The organism is Streptomyces sp. NPDC051064 (assembly GCF_044455985.1).
Classification (GTDB): Bacteria; Actinomycetota; Actinomycetes; order Streptomycetales; family Streptomycetaceae; genus Streptomyces.
Genome location: NZ_JBITFK010000002.1, coordinates 337,447 through 357,757, shown reverse-complemented (window position 1 = coordinate 357,757; position 20,311 = coordinate 337,447). Strand labels below are relative to the sequence as shown.

The window sequence follows — 20,311 nt, the reverse complement described above, 5'->3', positions numbered from 1 at the left end:
GTGACGCGGTGGGCGTCAGCCGCCGAGGATCTCGCGCGCCAGCTTGGCGGTCTCGGTCGGCGTCTTGCCGACCTTCACGCCTGCTGCCTCGAGGGCCTCCTTCTTGGCCGCGGCGGTGCCGGAGGAGCCGGAGACGATGGCGCCGGCGTGACCCATGGTCTTGCCCTCCGGGGCGGTGAAGCCCGCGACGTAGCCGACGACCGGCTTCGTGACGTTCTTCGCGATGTAGTCGGCGGCACGCTCCTCGGCGTCGCCGCCGATCTCGCCGATCATCACGATGAGGTCCGTGTCGGGGTCGGCCTCGAACGCGGCGAGCGCGTCGATGTGCGTCGTACCGATGACCGGGTCGCCACCGATGCCGACGGCCGACGAGAAGCCGATGTCACGGAGCTCGTACATCATCTGGTAGGTCAGCGTGCCGGACTTGGACACGAGACCGATGCGGCCGGGCTTGGTGATGTCGCCCGGGATGATGCCGGCGTTGGACTGGCCGGGGGTGATCAGGCCGGGGCAGTTCGGGCCGATGATCCGGGTCTTGTTGCCCTTCGAGCCGGCGTACGCCCAGAAGGCGGCCGAGTCGTGGACGGCGATGCCCTCGGTGATCACGACGGCCAGCGGGATCTCGGCGTCGATCGCCTCGACGACCGCGGCCTTCGCGAAGGCCGGCGGCACGAAGAGGACGGACACGTCGGCGCCGGTCTTCTCGATCGCCTCGGCGACCGACCCGAATACGGGTACCTCGGTGCCGTCGAAGTCGACGGAGGTGCCCGCCTTGCGGGGGTTCACGCCACCGACGATGTTGGTGCCGTCGGCCAGCATGAGCTTGGTGTGCTTCATGCCCGTGGCGCCGGTCATCCCCTGGACGATGACCTTGCTGTCCTTGGTGAGGAAGATAGCCATGGTGTTGGAGTCCCTCGTCCTTACTTCGCAGCCGCGGCGAGCTCGGCGGCCTTGTCGGCCGCGCCGTCCATGGTGTCCACACGCTGAACGAGCGGGTGGTTGGCGTCGGAGAGGATCTTGCGACCCAGCTCCGCGTTGTTGCCGTCGAGGCGCACGACCAGCGGCTTGGTGACTTCCTCGCCCTTGGACTTGAGCAGCTCCAGGGCCTGGACGATGCCGTTGGCGACCTCGTCGCAGGCGGTGATGCCGCCGAAGACGTTGACGAAGACGGACTTGACGTCCGCGTCGCCGAGGATGATCTCCAGGCCGTTCGCCATGACCTCTGCGGAGGCGCCGCCACCGATGTCGAGGAAGTTGGCGGGCTTCACGTTGCCGTGCTTCTCACCGGCGTACGCGACGACGTCCAGGGTCGACATGACCAGACCGGCACCGTTACCGATGATGCCGACCTCGCCCTCGAGCTTGACGTAGTTGAGGTTCTTGGCCTTGGCGGCCGCTTCGAGGGGGTTGGCCGCGGCCTTGTCCTCGAGCGCCTCGTGGCCGGGCTGACGGAAGTCGGCGTTCTCGTCGAGAGACACCTTGCCGTCCAGCGCCAGGATGCGGCCGTCCTTGGTCTTCACCAGCGGGTTGACCTCGACGAGGAGCGCGTCCTCGGCGACGAAGGTGTCCCACAGGGTCACCATGGCCTCGGCGACACCCTCGGCCACCTCGGCCGGGAACTTCGCCTGGGCCACGATCTCGCGGGCCTTCTCGATGTCGACGCCGTCGACGGCGTTGACCGGGACCTTCGCGAGGGCCTCGGGGGTCTTCTCCGCGACCTCCTCGATGTCCATGCCGCCCTGCACCGACGCCATGGCGAGGAAGGTGCGGTTGGTGCGGTCGAGGAGGTACGAGACGTAGTACTCCGCCTCGATCTCCGGTGACAGCTCGGCGATCATCACCTTGTGGACCGTGTGGCCCTTGATGTCCATGCCGAGGATGTCGGTCGCGCGAGCGACCGCCTCGTCCGGGTCTGCCGCCAGCTTCACGCCGCCGGCCTTGCCTCGGCCACCGACCTTCACCTGCGCCTTGACGACGGACTTGCCGCCCAGCCGCTCGGTCGCCTCGCGGGCTGCCTCAGGCGTGTCGATCACTTCACCGGCCAGCACCGGTACACCGTGCTTGGCGAAGAGGTCCCTCGCCTGGTACTCGAACAGGTCCACGCGCGTCCGTCCCTTTTAGTGGTCTCGCGGTTCGTTTTCTGCGTGGGCGTGCCGCGAGGGCAACGTGACTGCGCAGTCACAAGGGAGGCGCACACGGTGACCGGGTACGCGGCATGTCCATCCGGCAGGTTATCCCCCGCACCGGACCGGACCCTAAATTGCAGATCACACCTGAGCGGTGATACCGGTCACAGACCCCGCTGGTGGCCGGGTTACGAGGGACAAAACACCACCTCCGCGGGGTCCCGCCGGACGGCCCGTGGCCGGGCCGCGGACCCGGGACCCCGGCCGGTCAGCGCCCTGTGTCCGGTATCGGCAGCGGCCGTTTCTCGATCGCCGCCGCCATGACCTCGGGAAAGAGGTCCGGAGTGCAGGTGAAAGCGGGGGCTCCGAGCGCGCCCAGCGCGGCGGCGTGCTCGCGGTCGTAGGAGGGCGTGCCCTCGTCGGAGAGGGCCAGCAGGGTCACGAACTGCACTCCGGACGCCTTCATCGCCGCGGCCCGTCCGACCATCTCGTCGCGGATCCCGCCCTCGTGGAGATCGCTGATGAGGACGACGACGGTGTCCGCCGGACGGGTGATTCTCGACTGGCAGTAGGCGAGGGCGCGGTTGATGTCCGTACCGCCGCCGAGCCGCGTGCCGAAGAGGACGTCGACCGGGTCGTCGAGCTGATCGGTGAGATCGACGACCGCCGTGTCGAACACGACGAGCCGGGTCGCCAGGGTCCGCATCGAGGCGAGCACCGCGCCGAAGACCGAGGCGTGGACGACGGAGGCGGCCATGGACCCCGACTGGTCGACGCAGAGGATGACGTCCTTCTTCACGGACCGGTCCGTGCGCCCGTAACCGATGAGACGTTCGGGTATGACCGTACCGGCCCCCTCACGTCCGGGGAGGGGCACGTAGTTCTTCAGGTTGGCCCGGATCGTGCGGTCCCAGTCGATGTCCCGGTGGCGCGGCCTGGAGGCCCTGGCCGAGCGGTCCAGGGCGCCGGTGAGCGTCGCCCTGGTGCGGGTGGCCAGCCGGCGCTCCAGGTCCTCGACGACCTTCCGTACGACGGCGCGGGCCGTCTCCCTCGTCGTCTCCGGCATGGCCTTGCCGAGCGAGAGCAGGGTGCCGACCAGGTGGACGTCGGGCTCCACGGCCTCCAGCATCTCCGGCTCCACCAGCAGGGCGGAGAGCCCGAGGCGGTCGATCGCGTCGCGCTGCATGACCTGGACGACGGAGGCCGGGAAGTACGTACGGATGTCGCCGAGCCAGCGGGCCACCGAGGGGGCGGACGCCCCCAGCCCTGCCGAACGCTCCGCCCCGACCCGCCCGCCGGGCTTCCTCCCGCCGTCGTACAGCGCGGTCAGCGCTCCGTCCATCGCCGCGTCGCGCCCGGTGAGCGCGCGTCCCGTGCTCTCGGCACCGTCCGCGCCGAGCACCATGCGCCAGCGCCGCAGCCGCTCGTCCTCGGCAGGAGTCGCGTCCATCGTCCTCTTCCCCTTCTCCGTGTCCGCCCCGCTCGTGGTCATCCGGCCGCCTCCTTGGCCGGGGTGTCCAGACCGAGCAGCAGCCGGAGCACGGGCACCACCGCGTCCGCCCGCTCCTCGTCGAGTCCTTCACCGAAGCCCGGTGCGGCGGGTACGCCCTCGTCGCGCGCCCCGCCGGAACCCGGTCCGCGGCGCACGAGCTCGCCGAGCGTGCGGCGTACACCTGGCTCGTAGGCCGAGAACGTCCGGCGCAGCAGGGGCAGCACGACGGTGAACGTGTCAGCCGGTATGCCCGTCAGCCAGGTGTCGACGAGCCCGAGGAGCCGCTCGTCGTGGACGAGCAGCAGGCCGCCGCCCGCGGCTCCGCCGACGAAGCCCTCGATCCAGCCGGCCGCGTCGGGTGGTGCGGCGCCCGGCGAGAGGGCGAGTCCCATCAGGCGCGCGGCCTCGCTCTCGGCCAGCCGGCCGTCGTCCAGGAGCAGGCGCGTGGCGCGGCCCCGGACGACCCCGGCGACCGCGTCCCTGGCGGAGAGCCTGCGCAGGGCTCCGGCCCACCGCTCGGGCAGTCCGTCCGCCCCTACGGCGCCGGCGAGCAGCCCGACCGCGGTGTGCACGCCCTCCACCCGGCGATGGGCCTCCGCGGCCGCGTCCGCGTCGAGGCCCGTGCAGGTGGGCGGCAGGCCCACGCAGACACGCTCGGCGAGGCCGACGGCCACCTCTCCCAGGGCCGCGGTGTCGGTGGAGCGCACGTCCCCGTACCGCAGGGAGCGGGCCAGGGCCGGCAGCGCGTCCGCGAGGTGGCCGACGTCCGCGTCGAGGGCGGCCCGGTCGGAAAGGGCCCTCATCACGACGGGCAGGGCGTCCGGCAGTCCGGCCAGGAGGCACTGCTCGGCGAGCGTCGTGACCCCGGCGAGCGACGACGCGGAAACGGCCTCCGACTCGGCCCTGGCCGTCGCGGCTCCGAGCACGGTGGTGCCCCACACCCCGGCCTCGGCGATCCGGACGAAGAGCTCGGGCTCCCAGCGCAGCCGCCAGCTCTCCCGGAAGGTCCCCGTGCTCCCCCGGCCCGCGACGGTTTCGCCCCAGCCCACTCCGAGGAGCCGCAGCCGGTGCAGCAGTCTGCTGCGGGCCGCGTCGGTGTCCTTGCGCAGGTCGAGGCCGAGCTCGCGCCTCTCCGCCTCGGGCCTGAGCCTCAGCGTGCGCTGCTGCCGGTCCAGGTCGCGCTGGAGGGGGACGGCGGGGGCTGTCTCCGGGACCTCGCCGAGGATCTCGCCGACGACGAGCCGGTCCCGCACGAGGGCCAGTGGCACATCGGACCCCTCGCACATGACGGCCCTGACCGCGTCGGTGGCCTCGGCCAGGCCGACGGCCGGGCGGTCGCGCAGGGCGGCCAGCGTCCCGGCGAGCCGGACGGCCTCGATGACATGCGCCGGGGACACGGCCCTGTCCGCGTCGCGCAGCAGGCCGGCCACCTTCGTCATCCAGCGCTCCACGGGCCGGTCGTGGGCGCCGAAGAGGTGCCCGTACCAGCCGGGGGACTCGATCCCCGCGCCGTATCCGCTGTGCCGGGCCAGCCTGCGATGGGTCCAGGGCACCCAGGTCAGCTCCGCCTTGACCTTGGGCATCCCCTTGAGGAGCGCCCGGTCGGCGGCGACCGTCGTCCGCGCGCCGAGGGCAGGCACGTGCCACGCACCGCAGACCACGGCGATGTCGTCGCCGAACTCCTTGCGGGCGGCGCGCAGCTGAAGGCGCATGGCGGCCTCCCGCACGGCGTCCTGCGGGTGGCCCCCGTCGCCGTACGCCTCACGCAGCGCGGTCATCGCCTCGGCGAGCGCGGCGAACGGCGCGCACGGATCAGCCGGTCCGCCGTCGGCCGCGCGGTGCTCGACGACGTCCTCCCACCAGCGCTCGGGGTCGTCGTAGCCCGCGGCACCGGCGAGGATTCCGATCGGATCGATGCCCCTGCCTTCCTCCGGGCCGTCCTCACGCCGCTCCGTCAACGCCAGGGAGTGCGCGGCGGGCAGGTCCACGAACCGCACGGGGACCCCGTGCGCCGATGCCCAGCGGATCGCCACCCACTCGGGGGAGAAGTCGGCCATCGGCCAGAAGGCGGCACGTCCCGGATCGTCCACGGCGTGGGCGAGCAGCGCGACCGGCGGACGCATCCGGGCGTGCGCGGCGAGCGGCAGCAACGCGTCGGCCTCGGGCGGCCCTTCGACGAGCACGGCAGCCGGCCGTACGGATTCGAGGGCGGCCAGCACCGCGCGGGCGGAGCCCGGGCCGTGGTGGCGCACCCCCAGCAGCAGCGGTCCCCGGGGAGCTGTGGTCCCCCCGGCGCGGGCTGTCATTCGGCGGCCTCACGGCAGGCGCGGTAGAAGTCCTTCCAGCCGTCCCGCTCCCGGACGACGGTCTCCACGTACTCCTGCCAGACCACGTGGTCGGTCGTGGGATCGCGGACGACGGCTGCGATGATGCCGGCCGCCACGTCCCCGGGGCGCAGGACGCCGTCGCCGAAGTGGGCGGCGAGCGCGAGGCCTCCGGTGACGACGGAGATGGCCTCGGCCGTGGACAGCGTCCCGGACGGCGACTTGAGCTTGGTGCGGCCGTCCGTGGTGACGCCGTCGCGCAGTTCGCGGAAGACCGTGACGACGCGCCGGATCTCGGTCATGCCGTCGGGCGTCGGTGGCAGGTCGAGCGAGCGTCCCGTCTGGGCCACGCGCCGGGACACGATGTCCACCTCGGCCTCGGACGTCGCGGGGAGCGGCAGCACGACGGTGTTGAACCGGCGGCGCAGGGCGCTGGAGAGCTCGTTGACCCCGCGGTCGCGGTCGTTCGCCGTGGCGACGAGGTTGAACCCCTTCACCGCCTGGACCTCCTGACCCAGCTCGGGGACGGGGAGCGTCTTCTCCGACAGGATCGTGATGAGCGCGTCCTGCACGTCGGCGGGGATACGCGTGAGCTCCTCGACGCGCGCCGTCATTCCCTCGGCCATGGCCCGCATGACGGGGCTCGGCACCAGAGCCTCGCGGCTGGGTCCGTCCGCCAGCAGCCGCGCGTAGTTCCACCCGTAGCGGACGGCCTCCTCGGGGGTGCCCGCGGTGCCCTGGACCAGCAGGGTCGAGTCTCCGCTGACGGCCGCGGCCAGGTGCTCGGACACCCAGGTCTTGGCGGTCCCCGGAACACCGAGGAGCAGCAGCGCCCGGTCGGTGGCGAGCGTGGTGACGGCTACTTCGACAAGACGGCGCGGACCCACGTACTTCGGAGTGATCAGCGTGCCGTCCGGGAGTGTCCCGCCGAGCAGATAGGTGGAGACGGCCCATGGCGAGAGCTTCCAACGGGCAGGCTTGGGGCGGTCGTCGGCGGCGGCGAGCGCCTTGAGCTCGTCGGCGAAAGCATGCTCGGCGTGCGGCCTCAGAGCTTCGCCGCCGGCTGCGTCGGTCTGTACGGACACGGTCATGGATCCCCCTCCGGATCGGTCGATCCGATGCGGTTTCCACGGTGCACCATGCCACTGACAATCGGTCCCGGCACACGGCCGGGACCGGTCTCGGTCTCGGTCTCGGTCTCGGTCTCGGCGTGAAGGATCAGCCCGTGACGGGCGAGACCGCGACGCACCCGCCGCTCGTGAGGAGTTCCTCGCCCTTCGCCTCCCCGATGACCTCGCCCTTGTGCGTGATGGTGCAGGCGAGCTCCGCCGTGCCCTCGTCCGGTGCGACGGGCATCACCGCGGCCGGCATGATCCCGCGCAGCGTGACGGTCTTCTTCCACGGCAGGGTGGGCGACTTGACCGTTTCGATCTCCGGATCCATGGCGTCGCCGCCACCGCCGTGGAACTGGATCTCGCCGACGCCCGTGCCGGTGACTTCGTAGGTCACCTGGTACGTCTCGTCCACGACCTTGTCGACTGATTCAGGAGAACAGCCGCCGAGGCCGAGCACGAGGCCGCAGACGGCCGATGCCGACGCGGCCGCACGCGTGGTCACTCCGTGGCGTGTGGTGCGCATGGTGCGGTTCATCTGAATCCCCCGATTCGTTTGCCGAACTCTCCTCCTCGCAGAGAAGCGCACGGACGCGAAGCGGTCAAGGCGCCTCGGAACGGGTGGAATCGCAGGTCGGGGCCGATTGTCAGTGGTGCGCTCTACCGTCGGGTCCATGGTGCTGTCTCAAGGGGGAGAACCCTGGCGCTCCACCAATCCGGTGGAGGCACGCCAGGCGATGGAACGAGTGCTGGACCTCGCTTCTGACGTGTGGTCACGCGAGGCGGGGGGTGCGTTCGCCGCGGAGCGTGCGTGGACCGGAGCGGGGTGCGGCCAGGGCGTGGTGTGGGGGATCCGCGAGGCCGGCGAGGGGCCACCGCACCGCACAGCGGTGGACACGAACGATGCGGCGTACACGTGCGGTTGTACCGGCGGGGAGACGCCCTGCGGGCACGCCCTGGGGCTGCTGCTGCTCCATGCGTCCGAGGCCCCGATGCTGGACCGGACGAAGGAGCCGCCCCCCTGGGTCGCGCAGTGGCTGGCCGACCGACGCGCGCGGGCGACGTCCGGGGGGTCCGCGGCACGCGCGGCTGCCCGGCGCGCCGACCGCAGGGCCGAGCGCGTCACCGGCGGCGCGCAGGAGATGGACCAGCGGCTCATCGACCTGCTGCGCGGCGGACTCGCGGCGGCGGACCGGCCGGGATACGGGCTGTGGGAGGAGACGGCAGCCCGCATGGTCGACGCGCAGGCCCCAGGGCTGGCGTCCCGTGTGCGGGAGTTGGGGTCCGTCCCGGCTTCGGGGCCCGGCTGGCCGGCGCGGCTGCTCGAGGAGTGCGCGCTCCTGCGTCTGCTGGACTCGGCCTGGCTCGGACTCGACCGGCTGCCCGCCCCCCTGGCGGCCACGGTCCGTTCGAGGGTGGGGCTGACGGCCTCGGCCGAGGGACCGGCCGTCCGCGACCACTGGCTGGTCCTCGCGCAGTACGACACGCCGGACGGCAGGATCGTCACCCGTCGCACCTGGATGTACGGCAGGGATTCGGGGCACACCACACTGTTGCTGTCCTACGGCGCGCCGGGACGTGCCCCCGCCCCGCCGCTGCCGGTGGGCACCGTGATGGACGCCGAGGTGACGCCGTATCCGGGCGGCGGAGGACTGCGGGGCGAGCTGGGACCGCAGTTCGGCGAGCCCCTCGCCACAACGGCGCCGCCGCCCGGCGGCACCACCGCCGACGCCCTTGCCGCGTACGGGAACGCGCTGCGCGACGACCCCTGGCTCGACGCCTGGCCGGCCACGCTGCGCGCGGTCATACCCGCGCCGTCCGGGGACGGCTGGCAACTGGTCGGCGCGGCGGACGGCTCCGCCCTGCCGGTCGCACCCGCGGCGCTCTCCCGGCCCGGTCTGTGGAAGCTCGTGGCGCTCTCCGGCGGCCGCCCGCTGACGGTGTTCGGCGAGTGCGGGCACCGGGGTTTCGACCCGCTCGCGGCGTGGTGCGCCGAGACCTCCGACGCCGAGGACGGGCCGAGGGCGGCGGTGGCGCTCGCCTGACCACCACGCGTTCCCTCTCTCCCCTCGACCGACCACCGGATCACCGGAAGGGACCCGATGTCCACCACCGTCACGACGAACGACGCAACCGTGAGCGCCCTGTGGGAAGACCTCGTCACCTCGGCGCTGCTCGGCACCGACCGGCGCCCTCTCCGGGCGGATGACGGCACCGCGGTCGGTCCGGCGGCGCTGCTCGACACGGCGGCGGTGCACACCGTGCGCCGCAGGGCGGCGCTGCGGCCGGCCACCGGGGCCGCCCTGCCCGTGCCCGCGCCCGCCGATCCCCGGCCGGCGCTGCCCGCCCCCGCCCGCCGCCGGCTCGCGCAGTTGCTCGCCGACCGCTCGGCGCCGCCCACCGGGGGGAGGCGCGGAGCGGCTCCCGATCTCACCGAGCTCATCCCCCAGTGGCTGGCCTCCGCCGGTGCGCACGGTTACCGGGCGCCGGCGGAGCTTCTGCCCGCGCTGCTGGACGCGGCGAGAGCGCGCACGGATCTGCGTCCGCACGTGCTGGCGTTCGCCGGTCCGCGCGGGATCTGGCTGGCCGGGCTGAACCCCGAGTGGAAGTTCGCGCTGCGCGCCTCCTCACGCGGCGCGCAGCGGCCGGACACCGCGGATCCGGAGGCGGTGCGCAGGCTCTGGGAGGAGGGGCTCTTCGCCGAACGGGTCGCGCTGCTCGGGGCCGTACGGGAGCGGGATCCGGGTGCCGCCCGGTCCCTGCTCGCCACCACCTGGTCCACGGAACGGGCCGAGGACCGGCTGATGTTCCTCGATTCGCTGCGCTCCGGCCTTTCGGGGGCGGACGAGACGTTCCTGGAGGAGGCCCTGGCGGACCGCAGCCGCAACGTGCGCTCCACGGCCGCCGAGCTGCTGTCCGCCCTGCTCGATTCGGCGCTCGCCCGGCGGATGGCGGCCCGTGCCACATCCTGCGTGAACCCCGACCGTACGGGCGGAGCCGTATCCGTCGCCGTGGAGGCTCCGCACGAGTGCGACGCCGCGATGCAGCGCGACGGCGTGGTGCCGGTGCCGCCCTCGGGGCGAGGTGAACGGTCCTGGTGGCTCGGCCAGTTGGTGGAGGCGGCACCGCTCGGTGTCTGGCGGGAGAGGTTCGGCGGCCGGACGGCGCAGGAGCTCGTGGCGCTGCCGGTGGCCGACGGCTGGGCGGGTGAGCTGCACGCCGCCTGGTGCCGGGCCGCCGTGCGGCAGCGGGACCCCGAGTGGGCGCGGGCGCTCCTCGGGGCCCCCTCGACGCCCCTGGCGAACGGCCCCGGGACGGCGTCGCTGGCGGAGCGGTCGAAACTCCTCGCCACTCTGCCCGCCCCCGAGCGGGCGCTCTGGGTCGCCGGTTTCATAGCCGCGCACGGCCTGTCCGAGGCGTTCCAGCTGCTCGGCGTCTGCTCAGTGCCCTGGGACGGGCCGCTCGGCCGGTCGGTGGTCGACGCACTGGACATCGCCCGGGACGCGGGGAGCTACCCCTGGAGCTTCAGCGGGGTGATGGGCCTCGCCGAGCGCTGCCTCAACCCTGCCGAGGCGGACCGGCTCGCGGTGCTCACCACCACGCCCGACGAGCCGGAAGGTGCCTCACCGGGGGCGGGTGGCTACTGGTCGGAGGCGTTCCAGCGCCTGGTCTCCACCCTGCGCCTGCGCGCCGCCATGGACGCGGAGCTGGTCCAGGACGGCACGGAATGACCACGGACGGACGTCGGGATCCCGGCGGGCTCAGGACTCCGCGGACTCAGGCCTCCGCGGGCTCAGGCCTCCGCGGACTGGCGGACGTGCGTGTTCACCCAGTCCACGATCGAGGCCGTCGTCGCACCCGGGGTGAAGATCTCCGCGACCCCCTGCTCCTTCAGCGGAGCGATGTCCGCCTCGGGGATGATGCCGCCGCCGAAGACCTTGATGTCCTCCGCCTCGCGCTCCTTCAGCAGCTCGATGACCTTGGCGAAGAGCGTGTTGTGAGCACCCGAGAGGATCGAGAGACCGATGGCGTCGGCGTCCTCCTGGATCGCGGTGTGGACGATCTGCTCGGGGGTCTGGTGGAGCCCCGTGTAGATGACCTCCATGCCCGCGTCCCGCAGCGCCCGCGCGATCACCTTGGCCCCGCGGTCATGGCCGTCGAGGCCCGGCTTGGCCACCACCACACGGATCGGACCGGTCACACCCATCAAAGCCTCCACATGCGTTTCCCGTGCCCGGAGGGCCGGTGATGTGAACGAACGTTATCCACAGCATCCCGCACGGTCTCGTTTCGCGGTGGACCGGGAGGGGGAAATCACACATGGGACATGTTCGCCGGCGTCGTTCCCAGCACCGTGCGGCCGATCAGCCGCACGGGGAGCGCCGCCAGGGGAGCCGCAACGAGGTCGTCGTACCACCGCGCCGTCAGCCGCACGGCACGGTGGTACGGCCCACGGCCGCATCATGGCCGCCGGGCCGCCGGTCACCTCCGCAGCACCCCCGTGAGGGCGTACGGGGCAGGGAGCCGCCTCCCCCGCATGCCAGTGCAGGAGGTCGGCCATGAAGGTCCTGTCCTTCCTACCCCTACTGCTGCGCAGGCCGTGCCTGCGCCCCGCCTGGCTGTCGTCGACGCTGATCAGAGCCACCGCGCTGGAGCTGGTGATCCTCGCCGGGCATGTGCTCATCTACCCCTCCGGCCTCGCCCCTGAGCGCCGGCACCGCACGCCCCCGCCCGACACCGGCGCCGGATCCGACGCGGAACCCGGGCGGCTCACCCGTTCGGCGGACACAGCTGACGCGGCTGACACGGCGGACACGACCGCACTGCCCTCCGCGGCCGACACCCGCCCGCCCGTCGTGCTCCTGCACGGCTTCATCGACAACCGCTCCGTGTTCGTCCTGCTCCGCCGCTCCCTGGCCCGGCACGGCTGGCACCATCTGGAGTCGCTCAACTACTCACCGCTGACCTGCGACATCCGCACGGCGGCCGAGCTGCTCGACCGCCACGTGGAGGAGATCTGCGCCCGCACCGGGCACCGCGAGATCGACATCGTCGGCCACAGCCTCGGCGGCCTGATCGCGCGGTACTACGTGCAGCGGCTCGGCGGGGACCGGCGGGTCCGCACCCTCGTCACCCTCGGTACACCGCACAGCGGCACCGCCGCCGCCCCGCTGGCAGGCGCGCACCCCATCGTGCGCCAGATGCGCAGCGGATCGGATCTGATCGAGGAGCTGCGTCGCCCCGCCCCGGGCTGCCGGACACGGTTCATCAGCTTCTGGAGCGAGCTGGACCGGGTGATGCTGCCCGTCGAGACGGCCTGCGTCGATCACCCCGACCTCGACGCGGTGAATGTGCGCGTCACGGGAATCGGCCATCTCGCCCTGCCGGTCCACCCCGCGATCGCGTCCGCGATCCGTCAGGCACTCGAGTCCGACGGCGCGTCCCTCGGAGCTCCGGGAGCTGCTCCGGGAGCCGCCTCCGTCGCCTGATCCCCCGCCTCAGGCCCCCACACGCCCCCGTCGAATAGAACAATTGTCGAACATAGAGCCAAGGCTGCCTCTCCGGTCCACCGAAAGGCGGCCGATTGCCCGTTTCCTGAGGGGCTGAAAGCCGCCGAAGATTGTCGTCCTCACCTACCGCCGGGTACAGTCGCGGCCACTACTCACCCTGGGATCCCCCCACCGGACCCCGGAACAGGTCCTGCTGCCGAGGCGAGAGAGAAGTTGGTGAACGACCAGCACCCCCACGCCGGGTATGCCGGATACGACAGCCAGTCCACCGGCAGCTTCGACACCGACCCGCTCTTCGGAACCCTGCCGGGTCAGCACGACAGCAGCCACGGAACGACGTACGGCGGCGGCTACGCCCCGGCGTACGACGGCGGCTACGGCGGCGGCCAGTGGGACACCGGAGCGCATCAGCAGGCCTCGTACGACGCCTATGACGCCCAGGCCCACCCCCCGCAGGCGCCCCAGGGCTACGACACGACGGCCGCCTGGATGCCCGAGGCCGGAATCCCGGCCCAGGCCCCCGCCCCCGACGCGACGGGCCAGTGGGACACCACGGGCTGGGACCACACCGGCCAGGCCGGCCAGTGGGCGACGGGCGACACAGGCGCCTTCCCCACCACGACGTTCGAGACCACGGCCTACGCGACCGGCACGTACAGCGTGCCCGCCTTCGAGACCACGGGTTACGAGAGCTACGCGACGCCCGACACCGGCACCTTCGACGCCACCGCCTGGAACACCGGCGCCACGCCCGAGGACGCCGCGTACGCACCCGCACAGACGTCGTATCCCTCGTACGAACACCAGTCGGCGTCCTACGAGCCGTACGAGACCGCCGAGTTCGCCTCCCACGACGGCGTCGGCGCCCAAGACCTCCACGACCTCCACGGCGCCCAGGACCCGCACGACTCCCCCGGCTCCCACGACCACGCCGGAACCGCCGGGGACGGGATCGCACAGACCGACCCGTACGCCGAGGCTCTCGAAGCCCGCGGTGAGCCCGAGCCGCTCTCGGACGTCGTCGACGTGACCGCGGAGTCCGCGTCCGTGGCCGCATCCGCCCGCCCCGTGAACCGTTCCGCCGCCCCGCGCGGCGGCCGGGGCCGGCGCCGTACCCCCGCGAAGCGCTCGGCGCTCCTCACCGTCGCCGTCCCCTCCGCCTGCGTCATGAGCGTCGCGGGCATCGCCGCGGCCTCGGTGAGCGGTGTCGGCGGAGGCGAGGAGACGAAGGACGAGACCGCGTCCATGGCGGCCGCCGACACGGTCAAGCCGGCCGTGGCCAACAACAAGCTGGACACCCAGCTCGCCAACCTCAGCGCCGACGCCGAGAACTTCGCCGACCGCGCCAGCCGCACCCAGGAGCGCATCGACCTGAAGGAGCGTCAGGCCGCCGAGAAGAAGAAGCGCGAGGAGGAGGCCGCGCGCCGCGAGGCCGCGCGTCCCAAGTTCATGCTGCCCGTGAAGCAGCACGGCCTCAGCGCCACCTACGGCCAGGCCGGTGTGAACTGGATGTCCGTCCACACGGGCATCGACTTCCCCGTCTCCTACGGCACCCCCGTCATGGCGGCGACCGACGGCACGGTCCGCACCCAGTGGAACAGCGCCTACGGGAACATGGCCATCGTCACCGCGGCCGACGGCACCGAGACGTGGTACTGCCACCTCAGCACCACCAAGATCCGCTCCGGCTCGGTCAAGGCGGGCGACGTCATCGCCTACTCGGGGAACTCCGGCAACTCCACCGGCCCGCACCTGCACTTCGAGGTACGGCCCGGTGGCGGCTCCGCGATCGACCCCATGCCCTGGCTCCGCAGCCACGGCATCAACCCGAACTGAGTCCGGCCGTCACATGAGGGCTGCCCCCCTGTGACGGCCGGCCCGGGTCAGAGCTTCTCGACCGGCGCGTAGCGCAGCAGCAGCTTCTTGGGCCGCTCGTCGCCGAAGTCGACCGTCGCCTTCGCCTGGTCGCCGAACCCCTCGACCGCCGTCACCGTGCCCAGGCCGAACTGGTCGTGCGTGACCCGGTCCCCGACCACCAGCGTGACCACCGGCTTCTCGGAGGTGCGCCGGGTCGCGAACCCCGACGGCCCGGACTTCGAGCGCGACGAGGACAGCGACGACGTGATGCCGGACGTCGGCCCCGCCGGAGCCGCCATCGGCCCCTTGCGCTTCCACTCCAGGTGCTGGTCCGGGATCTCCTCCAGGAACCGCGACGGCGGGTTGTACGAGGGCTGCCCCCACGCACTCCTCATCGACGCCCGGGTCAGATACAGGCGCTCCCGGGCGCGCGTGATGCCCACGTAGGCGAGCCGGCGCTCCTCCTCCAGCTCCTTCACCTGTCCCAGCGCGCGCATGTGCGGGAAAACGCCGTCCTCCATGCCCGTCAGGAACACCACGGGGAATTCGAGGCCCTTCGCGGTGTGCAGCGTCATCAGCGTGACGACGCCGGAGCCGTCCTCGTCCTCGTCGGGGATCTGATCGGCGTCGGCGACGAGCGCGACCTTCTCCAGGAACTCGGCGAGGGTGCCCGCACCCTCCTCCTCCGCCCGCTCCTGCTCGAATTCGAGAGCGACGGACGCGAGCTCCTGGAGGTTCTCGATACGGGTCTCGTCCTGCGGGTCGGTGGATGCCTGGAGTTCGGCGAGATAGCCGGTCCGCTCCATGACGGCCTCCACCACGACCGCCGGGCCGGCGCCGGACTCCACGATCGTGCGGAGCTCCTCCATCAGCGTGTTGAACCGCTTCACGGCGTTCGCCGACCGGGCCGCCATGCCGTACGCCTCGTCCACCCGGCGCAGCGCCTGCGGGAAGGAGATCTTCTCGCGCATCGACAGGGCGTCGATCATCGCCTCGGCCCGGTCGCCGATGCCCCGCTTGGGCACATTGAGGATGCGGCGCAGCGGGACGGTGTCCTCGGGGTTGGACAGCACCCGGAGGTAGGCCAGGACGTCCCTGACCTCCTTGCGCTCGTAGAAGCGCACTCCGCCGACCACCTTGTAGGGCAGTCCGACGCGGATGAAGATCTCTTCGAAGACACGGGACTGGGCGTTCGTGCGGTAGAAGACGGCGACGTCGCCCGCCTTCGCGTCCCCGGAGTCCGTCAGCCGGTCGATCTCGTCGGCGACGAACTGCGCCTCGTCGTGCTCGGTGTCCGCGACGTAGCCGGCGATACGGGTGCCGGCGCCCGCGTTCGTCCAGAGGTTCTTGGGGCGGCGGCTCTCGTTGCGCTCGATGACGGCGTTGGCGGCGGAGAGGATCGTCTGTGTGGAGCGGTAGTTCTGCTCCAGCATGATCGTGGTCGCGTCCGGATAGTCCTCCTCGAACTGGAGGATGTTGCGGATGGTCGCGCCGCGGAAGGCGTAGATCGACTGGTCCGCGTCACCGACGACGCACAGCTCGCCCGGGGCGTCGTCCTCGCCGGCCGGGCCCACCAGCTCGCGCACCAGGGTGTACTGGGCGTGGTTGGTGTCCTGGTACTCGTCGACCATGACGTGCCGGAAGCGGCGGCGGTAGTGCTCGGCGACGTCGGGGAACGCCTGGAGCAGGTGGACCGTCGTCATGATGATGTCGTCGAAGTCCAGGGCGTTGGCCTCGCGCAGCCGCGCCTGGTAGAGCGCGTAGGCCTGGGCCAGCGTCTTCTCGAAGCCGTCGGCGGCCTGACCCGCGAACGTCTCCTCGTCGATCAGCTCGTTCTTCAGGTTCGAGACCTTCGCCGTGAACGACTTCGGCGGGTAGCGCTTCGGGTCGAGGTCCAGATCGCGGCAGACCAGCGCCATGAGCCTCTTGGAGTCGGCGGCGTCGTAGATCGAGAACGAGGAGGTGAAGCCCAGGCGCTTCGACTCACGGCGCAGGATCCGCACACAGGCGCTGTGGAAGGTCATGACCCACATGGCGTTGGCGCGCGGGCCCACGAGGTCCTCGACGCGCTCCTTCATCTCGCCGGCGGCCTTGTTGGTGAAGGTGATCGCGAGGATCTGCCCCGGATGGACCCCTCGCTCGGCCAGCAGATGGGCGATCCGGTGGGTGAGCACCCTGGTCTTGCCCGAGCCGGCCCCGGCGACGATGAGCAGGGGGGACCCGGCGTGCACGACGGCGGCACGCTGCTCGGTGTTCAGCCCTTCGAGCAGCGCGGCGGAGTCGGTGACGGGGCGCGGGGCACCGTCGCGGTAGTAGGCGTCACGCGGCGGCGGAGGCGCGTCGAAGACGTCCTCGAAGAGGCCCTCCGGCACCGCTTCGGGCGCGTGCTCCTCGGGGGGCGGCGGGGGGCCGTCCTCCGCTTGCTGGAGGCCGGTCAGGAAACTGTCGTCAAAGAGGCTGCTCATCGCCTCACGAGTCTAGGCGGCCGCACCGACAGCCCGGGGCCGCATCGGCGACAAGGGCCCCGGACCGTGTGCGTAACGAGATCATCCACCCACAGAACGTGAGATTCCAGGGTGGTTCCCCGGCCCGTGGACCGCCACCCGGAAAAGGTCACGAAAATGTATCGGGCATATCGAACATCAACCTTCACAGGGACACCACGGGTTGGCTAGCGTGCTCCGACGGGTGCCCCGTACCCCCTTGAGGCGAACCGCGCCACACGGGCACCCCCGCCGAATCCGTACCCCCCGAAGGGTGTCCGGAACCGGGGACCCACACGCAGCACCGGGGTGAATCGGTCCGTCTCCACCGGACCGTAGGGCAGCCTTCCGTTCCGCCCGAACCCGACAGCTAACCCGGTAGGCGGTCCACGGAAGGAGATGCCGGCCTTGGCGTCGCATCGCAAGCCGCGCACCCGGGTGCGCACCACCACCCCCGCCGTCGGTCTCACGACCGCGGCGCTCGCCTCCGTCACCCTGCTCTCCACGCAGAGCGCGACGGCAGCCCCCGCCGAGCCCAAGCCCAGCATCGAGGAAGTGCAGAAGAAGGTCGACGCCCTGTACCGGCAGGCCGGCACCGCGACGCAGCAGTACAACAAGGCGAAGAGCGCGTCGGCCGAGCAGCGCTCCAAGGTCGACGCGCTGCTGGAGGCCGCGGCGAAGCGGGCCGACAAGCTCAACGAGACGCGCCGGGAGCTGGGCAACTACGCCGCCGCGCAGTACCGCAGCGGCTCGATCGCCCCGACGGCGACGTTCTTCCTCGCGGACGACCCGCAGTCGTACTTCGACCAGGACCAGCTGATGGCCCGGATGACCAGCCAGCAGCAGAAGGCGGTCGCCGACTTCCGTACGCAGCAGAAGGAGGCGGCGGCGAAGCGCGTCGAGGCGACGAAGAGCCTGGAGACGCTCACCGAGTCGCAGGCCACGCTGCGCACCAGCAAGCAGCAGGTGCAGACGAAGCTCACCGAGGCCCGCTCGCTGCTGTCGGAGCTGACCGCCGAGGAGAAGGCGCGACTCGCGGAGCTGGAGCGCGAGAAGGAGGCCGAGGCCAAGCGCAAGGCCGAGGAGCTGGCCCGGCAGCAGGCCGCGAAGGAGAAGGCCGAGCAGGCCGCCAAGGAGGAGGCCGCGAAGGAGGATGCCGGCTCGGGCACCGGCACGGAGACCGGCGGCACGGGCTCCGACAGCGGCTACGCCTCGAAGGCCGAGAAGGTCCTGGCCTTCGCACGCGCCCAGATCGGCAAGCCGTACGTCTGGGGGGCGACTGGCCCGTCCTCGTACGACTGCTCCGGGCTCACCCAGGCGGCCTGGAAGGAGGCGGGCGTCGATCTGCCCCGCACCACCTGGGACCAGGTCGAGGTCGGCACCCGGGTGGCCACGGCGGATCTGCAGCCGGGAGACCTGGTCTTCTTCTACGACGACATCAGCCACGTCGGCATCTACAAGGGCGACGGCATGATGATCCACGCGCCGAAGCCGGGTGCGAACGTCCGCGAGGAGTCGATCTACTACATGCCGATCTACGGCAGCGTGCGCCCCGCGTGACGCGCGGCAGCACCACCGGCGGGCGGGCCCGGGGCACAGCCCCGGGCCCGCCCGTGCGCGCTCAGGTCCAGAGCGTGGCGATGAAGATGTTGGCGACCGTCAGCCCGCCGACGGCGGCGAACGCGCCCTTGCCGACCTTCTCCTCGTCCCGCTTCACGTAGACGAGCGCCAGGACCACGATCAGGACCAGCAGCTTGACGCCGATCTTGACGTTGTTCACGCTCTGGTCGTCGGCCTGGTTGAGCCCGACCAGGGCGACACCCGTGACGAGCATGGTGAGCGCGCCGTGCAGCATGGCCGGGACGAAGCATGCCGTGCCTGCCCCCATGGCCTTCATCTGGGTCAGGAAGCCGCCCAGCAGGGAGGCGATACCGATGATGTGCAGGGCCACGAAGACATTGATGAGTACGTCCATGGCCGCAGCCTAACCGCGGCCATATCACCACTCTTCGGCCAGGTACGACTTACTGATGAGTTCCCCCGGACCCTGCGCGGATTGCCGGACTCCGGTTGATTTTTCCGGTCAACCGACGGAAACGAAACAGCATATGAGGGCAATAGCTGTCATTACACCTCTTCCCTGTGCGCCGGGTTTAGCGTCCCTCCCAGGTGACCGGCTCTGCACCACCGCCCCCGTACCGGGCGGCTCCCGGTCGCCCCGCCAGGAATCCGGCGGCGGGCCACTCCCCCCTGTGGTGACCCGCCGCCGGACCCCGGCGGGCCCGCGGCACCCACCGACGGGCAGTCGAACGGAAGGACGCACCACCCCCGTGGCCGCCCATCGAGAAGCCGCTCACCGCAAGCCCAAGCAGCGTCTGTTCACCGGGCCTGCTGCCCGCACAGCAGCCACCCTCGCCCTCGCCGGGGCCGCGACCGCGACCGCCCTCGAAGGCGCCGCCCAGGCCGACCCCCAGCTCACCCCGGCCCAGGTCGAGGCCAAGGTCGACCGGCTCTACCACGACGCCGAGGTGGCCACGGAGAAGTACAACGGCGCGAAGGAGGAGGCGGCGGCCTCCGAGAAGTCCCTCGAAGCCCTCCGGGACGAGGCCGCCCGCAGGACCGAGCGTCTCAACGCCTCGCGCGACGCCCTCGGCTCGTTCGCCACCGCGCAGTACCGCAGCACCGGCATCGACCCCGCCGTCCGGCTGGCCCTCTCCTCGGACCCGGACGAGTATCTGGAGCGCGCCTCCTACGAGGACCGGGCGGGCGACCGCCAGGCCGGTGCGCTCCAGGGCGTACGCCGACAGGTCAGCGACATCGCCCAGCTGCGCGCCCGGGCGAAGGACGAGCTGGAGGTCCTCGCCTCACGCCGGGCCGACCTGAAGAAGCACAAGGACGCGGTCCGCACCAAGCTCGCCGACGCCCGGAAACTCCTGGCCGGCCTCACCGCCGAGCAGCGCGCCGGCTACGAGCGCTCGGCCGACGCCGCGCACGGCGGCAGCGCCGCCCGGGCCGGCCGGGGTGCCCCACGCGGTTCCGTGGCCGCCCCCAACGCCCGCGCGGCACAGGCCGTCGACTTCGCGTACGGGGCGCTCGGCAAGCCGTACGTCTGGGGCGCCACCGGACCCGCGTCCTTCGACTGCTCCGGCCTCACCCAGGCCGCCTGGCGCGCGGCGGGAGTCTCCCTGCCCCGTACGACGTACACCCAGATCAACGCGGGCCAACGCGTCTCCCGGTCCGAACTCGCCCCGGGCGACCTGGTCTTCTTCTACTCCGGGGTCACCCACGTCGGGCTCTACATCGGCGGCGGCCAGATGATCCACGCCCCGCGCCCAGGTGCCCCCGTCCGTATCGCGCCGATCAGCGAAATGCCTTTCGCGGGAGCGACACGGGTCGCATAGGCTCCC

Annotated in this window: 15 protein-coding genes and 1 riboswitch; of the genes, 6 read left to right on the top strand and 9 right to left on the bottom strand. The window is 71.9% G+C overall.

The window, feature by feature from the left end; all coding sequences use genetic code 11:
- Positions 1-15: 15 nt before the first annotated feature.
- The 6 genes from sucD to ACIBCU_RS08425 all read right to left on the bottom strand — a co-directional run bounded on the left by sucD (position 16) and on the right by ACIBCU_RS08425 (position 7,592).
- A complete protein-coding gene (gene sucD / locus ACIBCU_RS08450) occupies positions 16-900 on the bottom strand; it encodes a succinate--CoA ligase subunit alpha (RefSeq protein WP_099173770.1) in 885 nt (294 codons plus the stop codon).
- Positions 901-920: 20 nt separating this feature from the next.
- Positions 921-2,102 (bottom strand): ADP-forming succinate--CoA ligase subunit beta, encoded by a 1,182-nt coding sequence (gene sucC, locus ACIBCU_RS08445; protein WP_399230132.1) that lies wholly within the window; start codon positions 2,100-2,102, stop codon positions 921-923.
- A 292-nt stretch (positions 2,103-2,394) separates the two neighbouring features.
- Positions 2,395-3,618 (bottom strand): VWA domain-containing protein, encoded by a 1,224-nt coding sequence (locus ACIBCU_RS08440; RefSeq protein ID WP_399230130.1) that lies wholly within the window; start codon positions 3,616-3,618, stop codon positions 2,395-2,397.
- Positions 3,615-5,924: a DUF5682 family protein gene (locus ACIBCU_RS08435; protein ID WP_399230128.1), complete on the bottom strand. Its 2,310-nt coding sequence runs from the start codon at positions 5,922-5,924 to the stop codon at positions 3,615-3,617. Before ACIBCU_RS08435 ends, ACIBCU_RS08440 begins: the two co-directional genes overlap by 4 nt.
- Positions 5,921-7,033, bottom strand: a complete 1,113-nt coding sequence (locus ACIBCU_RS08430) for an AAA family ATPase (protein WP_399230126.1) — start codon at positions 7,031-7,033, stop codon at positions 5,921-5,923. The genes ACIBCU_RS08435 and ACIBCU_RS08430 overlap by 4 nt, the downstream gene beginning before the upstream one ends.
- Before the next feature lie 127 nt (positions 7,034-7,160).
- Positions 7,161-7,592 (bottom strand): hypothetical protein, encoded by a 432-nt coding sequence (locus ACIBCU_RS08425; protein WP_399230125.1) that lies wholly within the window; start codon positions 7,590-7,592, stop codon positions 7,161-7,163.
- 136 nt (positions 7,593-7,728) lie between these two features.
- On the opposite strand from ACIBCU_RS08425, the gene ACIBCU_RS08420 reads away from it, so the two are divergent.
- Together ACIBCU_RS08420 and ACIBCU_RS08415 are read left to right on the top strand one after the other, a co-directional pair.
- Positions 7,729-9,099, top strand: coding sequence for an SWIM zinc finger family protein (locus ACIBCU_RS08420; RefSeq protein WP_399230123.1), 1,371 nt, complete (start codon positions 7,729-7,731; stop codon positions 9,097-9,099).
- A gap of 57 nt (positions 9,100-9,156) precedes the next feature.
- Positions 9,157-10,785, top strand: a complete 1,629-nt coding sequence (locus ACIBCU_RS08415; RefSeq protein WP_399230121.1) for a DUF5691 domain-containing protein — start codon at positions 9,157-9,159, stop codon at positions 10,783-10,785.
- 62 nt (positions 10,786-10,847) lie between these two features.
- Here the strand turns inward: ACIBCU_RS08415 and ACIBCU_RS08410 are convergent, their stop codons facing one another.
- Complete coding sequence (locus ACIBCU_RS08410; RefSeq protein ID WP_362938383.1) at positions 10,848-11,261, bottom strand: cobalamin B12-binding domain-containing protein; 414 nt, start codon at positions 11,259-11,261, stop codon at positions 10,848-10,850.
- Positions 11,262-11,613: 352 nt separating this feature from the next.
- Here ACIBCU_RS08410 and ACIBCU_RS08405 point away from each other — a divergent pair, with 352 nt between their 5' ends.
- Complete coding sequence (locus ACIBCU_RS08405) at positions 11,614-12,543, top strand: esterase/lipase family protein (RefSeq protein WP_399230118.1); 930 nt, start codon at positions 11,614-11,616, stop codon at positions 12,541-12,543.
- 237 nt (positions 12,544-12,780) lie between these two features.
- Positions 12,781-14,400, top strand: a complete 1,620-nt coding sequence (locus ACIBCU_RS08400) for a M23 family metallopeptidase (protein ID WP_399230115.1) — start codon at positions 12,781-12,783, stop codon at positions 14,398-14,400.
- A gap of 47 nt (positions 14,401-14,447) precedes the next feature.
- On the opposite strand, the gene pcrA is transcribed toward ACIBCU_RS08400, so the two are convergent.
- Entirely contained in the window at positions 14,448-16,886 is a 2,439-nt protein-coding gene (pcrA, locus tag ACIBCU_RS08395; protein ID WP_362938374.1) for a DNA helicase PcrA, read from the bottom strand.
- Positions 16,887-17,144: 258 nt separating this feature from the next.
- A riboswitch (cyclic di-AMP (ydaO/yuaA leader) is annotated at positions 17,145-17,305 on the top strand.
- On the opposite strand from pcrA, the gene ACIBCU_RS08390 reads away from it, so the two are divergent.
- Entirely contained in the window at positions 17,304-18,464 is a 1,161-nt protein-coding gene (locus ACIBCU_RS08390) for an NlpC/P60 family protein (protein ID WP_399230113.1), read from the top strand. Its footprint overlaps the riboswitch before it by 2 nt.
- A gap of 61 nt (positions 18,465-18,525) precedes the next feature.
- Here the strand turns inward: ACIBCU_RS08390 and ACIBCU_RS08385 are convergent, their stop codons facing one another.
- A complete protein-coding gene (locus ACIBCU_RS08385; protein WP_399230111.1) occupies positions 18,526-18,879 on the bottom strand; it encodes a hypothetical protein in 354 nt (117 codons plus the stop codon).
- A 355-nt stretch (positions 18,880-19,234) separates the two neighbouring features.
- On the opposite strand from ACIBCU_RS08385, the gene ACIBCU_RS08380 reads away from it, so the two are divergent.
- Positions 19,235-20,305 (top strand): NlpC/P60 family protein, encoded by a 1,071-nt coding sequence (locus ACIBCU_RS08380; protein WP_399230109.1) that lies wholly within the window; start codon positions 19,235-19,237, stop codon positions 20,303-20,305.
- Positions 20,306-20,311 lie beyond the last annotated feature (6 nt).